Raw genomic sequence first — 4,671 nt, 5'->3', positions numbered from 1 at the left:
GGGTCGACCGGGGAGCCGGCCGGGGTGGTGTCCGCCGTCTCCTGGGCTGCGGGGACCCGCTCGTCGAGGAGGATGCCGCGTTCGCCGGTCAGCGAGGGGAACGAGCCCAGCAGCCGCCGGGTGTAGGGGTGGCGCGGCTCGCGGTGGAGGCGCTCGGCCGGCCCGTACTCCACCACCTCGCCGTCGCGCATGACGGCGATGCGGTCGGCGAGTTCCAGGAGCAGCGGCAGGTCGTGGGTGATGAACACGACCGCGAAGCCCAACTCCTCGCGCAGGCGCAGGATCTCCCCCAGAATGCCGCGCTGCACGACCACGTCCAGCGCGGTGGTGGGTTCGTCCATGATCATCACCTGCGGGTCGAGGAGCATCGCCATGGCGATCACGACCCGCTGCCGCATGCCGCCGGAGAGCTCGTGCGGGAAGGACCGCAGGCGGCGCGGATCCACCCCCACCAGGCGCAGCACCTCCTCGCAGCGGGCCAGGCGCTCCGCGGCCGTCATCCCCGGCCGGTGGGTGGTCAGGACGTCCTCCAGCTGTTCCCGGACGGGGATCACCGGGTTGAGGGAGTTCATCGCGCCCTGGAAGACCACCGACATGCGGTCCCAGCGGAAGCGCCGCAGTTCCTCGCCCTCCAGGGCGAGGAGGTCGATGTCCTCCCCGGAGCGGTCGTGGAAGAGAACCGTGCCGGAGGTGACCTCGGCGGGCGGCCGGTGGAGGCGGGCGATGGCGTAGGCGAGGGTGGTCTTGCCACAGCCCGACTCGCCGGCCAGGCCGAGGATCTCGCCCCGGCGGAGGGTCAGGGAGACGTCCCGAACGGCGTGGACCGGTTTGTCCACCCGGTAGGTGACGTTCAACCGCTCGACCGTGAGCGCCGGTTCGCGGTCGGTGTCGTCGGGGTCGGCGGGGTCGTTCGCACCGGGGGACCCGGTCGGGGTTCCGGTCGGCGGGGCGGCGTGGGCGGCCACCGCGCCGGGGTCCCCGGCGTCGCGGCGGGCGCCGGTGCGCAGACGGGGGTTGATGATCTCGTCGATGCCGAAGTTGATCAGGGCAAGACCGCAGCCGAAGAGGGCGATGACCAGGCCGGGGGGCACGAACCACCACCAGGCGCCCCACTGGAGGGCGAAGCCGTTCTGGGCGTGGAAGAGCATCGTGCCCAGGGTGGAGGAGTTGGAGGCGCCCAGCCCGAGGAAGGACAGGCCGGCCTCGGCGAGGATCGCGGCGAGCACGGCGAAGACGAACTGCGAGGCCAGCAGCGGCAGCAGGTTGGGCAGGATCTCCACCGAGACGATCCGCCAGGGGCGTTCGCCCGCCACCCTGGCCGCGGCCACGTAGTCGCGGTTGCGCAGCGAGAGCGTCTGGGCCCGCAGGACCCGTGCGGAGGCGGCCCAGCCGGTGATCGCGAGCACCACCGCGATGGTCCAGGCGCCGCGCCGGCCGGCGGGCACGAACCCGGCGATGACGATGACCAGCGGCAGGCCGGGGATGACCAGCATGACGTTGGTCAGCAGGGAGAAGCCCTCGTCCACCAACCCGCCGAGGTAGCCACCGATGATGCCGAAGAGGGCCGAGAGGAGGGTGGCCATGACGCCCACCAGCAGCCCGATCTGCAGCGAGCCGGCGGTGGCCCGGGCCAGTTGGGCCAGCACGTCCTGGCCGGTGCGGGTGGTGCCCAGCAGGTTCTCCCCGTCGGGGGGCGTCATCCCGCGGCTGTCGATGGCATCGGGATCGCCGAGGAACAGCGGGCCGACGAGAGCGAACAGGGCGATGGCGGCCACCAGACAGAAGCCGATGACCAGTTTGGGCGAGGGGGTGGGGAGCAGGGAGCGCCATCCTCCGGACGCGCGCCGGGGGCGCTTCCCGGGGACGATCCCCTCCTCCCCGGCCGCCTCGACGGCCGGTTCACCGGTCGGTTCGGTGAGGTGTACGGGATTGGTCACGATGACGGCTCCTTGCCCTCGGTGGACCCTCGACGGATCGGCGCGGACGCCTCCCCGGCCATGGCGCGGCCCTCAGCCCTCGACCCGGGTGCGCGGGTCGATGACGCCGTACAGCAGGTCGACGATCAGGTTGGCGCCCAGCACCGCCACCGTGATCACCAGGAAGATCCCCTGCATGAGGGCGTAGTCGTTGTTCTGGACGGCCTGCAGCAGCTTCGATCCGATGCCGGGGTAGGAGAAGACCTGCTCGGTGACGATGGAGCCGGCGACGACGAAACCCAGCGAGATGGCGAAGCCGGCGATGGAGGGCAGGACGGCGTTGCGGGCGGCGTACCGGGTCATCACCCGGCTCTCGCGCAGCCCCTTGGCCCGGGCGGTGAGGACGTAGTCCTCGGACATGGTGGAGACCATCATGTTGCGCATCCCCAGCAGCCAGCCGCCGACCGAGGAGAGGACGATGGTCGCGGCGGGCAGGAAGCCGTGGTGGAGGACCGATCCGACGAACTCCGCGTTCCAGCCGGGCACGAGGGCCACGTCGTACCCGCCCAGCAGGGGGAACCAGCCCAGGACCGAGGAGAAGAGCGCCACCAGCAGCAGGGCGAGCCAGAAGTAGGGGACGGCGGCCAGGATGGTGGTGGCGGGGACGAGGGAGTCCAGCCACGACCCGCGGCGCCGGCCGACGATCGCGCCCAGCACCACCCCGAGCAGGAAGGACAGGAAGGTGGCGATGCCCACCAGGACGATGGTCCACGGCAGCGCCTGTCCGATCACCTCGGAGACCGGGGTGGGGAAGACGCTGACGGATATCCCCAGGTCGCCGCGGGCCATCGCCCCCAGGTAGGCGAGGTACTGGACGATCAGGGGCTCGTCGGTGTCCGTGCCGAGAAGCAGCTCGTACGCCCGTCGGACGGCCGGGTCGGGGGACCCGCCCCGCTGCTGGAGCTTCGCCATGAGGATGTCCACCGGGTTGCCCGGCATCAGCCTCGGGATGAAGAAGTTCAGCGTCAGGGCGGCCCACAGGGCGATCAGGTAGAAGCCGAGTTTCCGGGCGTAGTACCTCATGCGGGCCGCCAATCGGGGGTGGGCTGCTTCTCGGACACGTTTCGACGGGGGAGCGACGAGGGGGCGACGAGGAGGGGACGCCGGTCAGTCGGCCGCGGGGCGGAGGTTGAGGAGGATCTGCGAGTGGTCCGGCCGGCTCCAGACGGCGGGGAAGGCGTACAGGTCGTCCTCGGTGGGCCAGCCCTCGAACTTCGCGGCGTTGTACTGGCTGGTGGTGCCGCCGGTGAGGACCGGGATGTAGGGCATGTCCTCCTCGATCGCCGCCTGCACGGTGTCCAGCAGGGGTTGGCGCGCGGCGGTGTCGGCCGGGTCGGTGCGCTTCAGCTCGTCCAGCGCCGCGTCGACCTCCGGGTCGGCGTAGCGGGCGAAGTTGGGTTGGGCGACCTCCCCCACGGGGGCGGTGTTCTCGGAGTGGAAGAAGTACCCGTACAGGTAGTAGGGGTCGGGGGCGGGCCCCTGGTAGAGGGAGTCGATGAGCAGCTGGTAGGTGCCCTGGCCGCGGGAGTCGGACCACTCGTTCCAGGAGGACTGCCGGATGGAGAGGTCGATGCCGAGCGGGGCCAGTTGTCGGCCGATGACGTCCACGGCGGTGATGTAGTCGGTCCAGCCGGTGACGACGCCGACGGACAGCTCCAGGCGTTCGCCGTTGCGGGTGCGCACGCCGTCGCCGCCCCTCTCCCAGCCGGCCTCCTCCAGGAGCGCCTCGGCCGCGGCCGTGTCGGGCTCCATGGGCACGACCCGGTTCTCCAGGTCGTCGCTGATCACGGCCCCGTCCCGGCCGATCAGGGCGAAGCCGGGGGAGATCTCGCTCGCGGTGTCCTCGAAGGCGAGGGAGTTGATCTGGGTGCGGTCCAGGGCGTGGTGGATCGCCTTGCGGACGGCCGGGTCGGTCTGCGGGCCGGTGCAGCCCAACTCCTCGTCGGAGCAGGTCATCAGGACGATCTGGTTGAGCGGGACGGTGATGCTCCGGTAGCCGGGGTAGTTGTCCTCGACGTTGTGGATGTCGGGAACGGGGCCGGTCTGCCAGTCGACGGTGCCCGCCGCGAGGGCGTCGGCACCGGCCTGGTTGCCGGAGAGCGCGACGAAGCGGACCTGCTTCAGCTCCGGCTCGCCGTCCCGGTAGTGGGGGTTGGCCTCCAGGGTGAAGGCCTGGGGGCGGAACTCCTTGAGGCGGAACGGCCCGGTGCCCACGGGTTCGGGGACGGTGTCGGTCGCCGGGTCCCCGATGTCGCCCCACAGGTGTTCGGGGACGATCCAGATGCGACCCAGGACCTGTGGTCCCTCCAGGAAGGCGGGCTCGTCGAAGCGGACGAGCAGTTCGGTGTCGCTCACCCGCTCGGCACGGCCATCGAAGCCGGTGCCGTTGATCGCGGGGTTGTCCGCGATGAGGTCGAGGGTGAAGACCACGTCGTCGGCGGTGAAGGGCTCCCCGTCGGACCAGGTGACGCCCTCGCGGACGGTGATCGACAGCTCGGTGCCGTCCTCGTTCCAGGAGTAGTCGGTGCCCAGGCGCGGGACGGGATCGGCGTCGGCGGCCTGGTTGAAGTAGAAGAGCGGCTCGAAGATGGTGCCCGGGCCCTCGATGACGCTGTGCGAGTAGGGGTTGAAGTTGCTCTGGTAGTCGCCGGCCTGGCCGGTGTAGACGACCAGGGTGTCCGCCGGGGTGTTGCCC

3 protein-coding genes are annotated in these 4,671 nt (G+C 71.1%); all 3 read right to left on the bottom strand.

Going from position 1 to position 4,671, the window contains the following annotated elements:
- Positions 1-1,937: dipeptide/oligopeptide/nickel ABC transporter permease/ATP-binding protein (locus FOE67_RS17085; RefSeq protein WP_323384985.1), on the bottom strand; the 1,937-nt coding region annotated here is incomplete at its 3' end.
- 72 nt (positions 1,938-2,009) lie between these two features.
- Entirely contained in the window at positions 2,010-2,999 is a 990-nt protein-coding gene (locus FOE67_RS17080; RefSeq protein WP_182665229.1) for an ABC transporter permease, read from the bottom strand.
- Positions 3,000-3,083: 84 nt separating this feature from the next.
- Positions 3,084-4,671 (bottom strand): ABC transporter substrate-binding protein (locus FOE67_RS17075; RefSeq protein WP_182665227.1); only part of this gene is annotated, 1,588 nt, incomplete at its 5' end.

This window comes from Streptomyces calidiresistens (assembly GCF_014141525.1).
GTDB lineage: Bacteria > Actinomycetota > Actinomycetes > Streptomycetales > Streptomycetaceae > Streptomyces > Streptomyces calidiresistens.
This window is presented reverse-complemented; position numbering and strand designations above follow the sequence as displayed.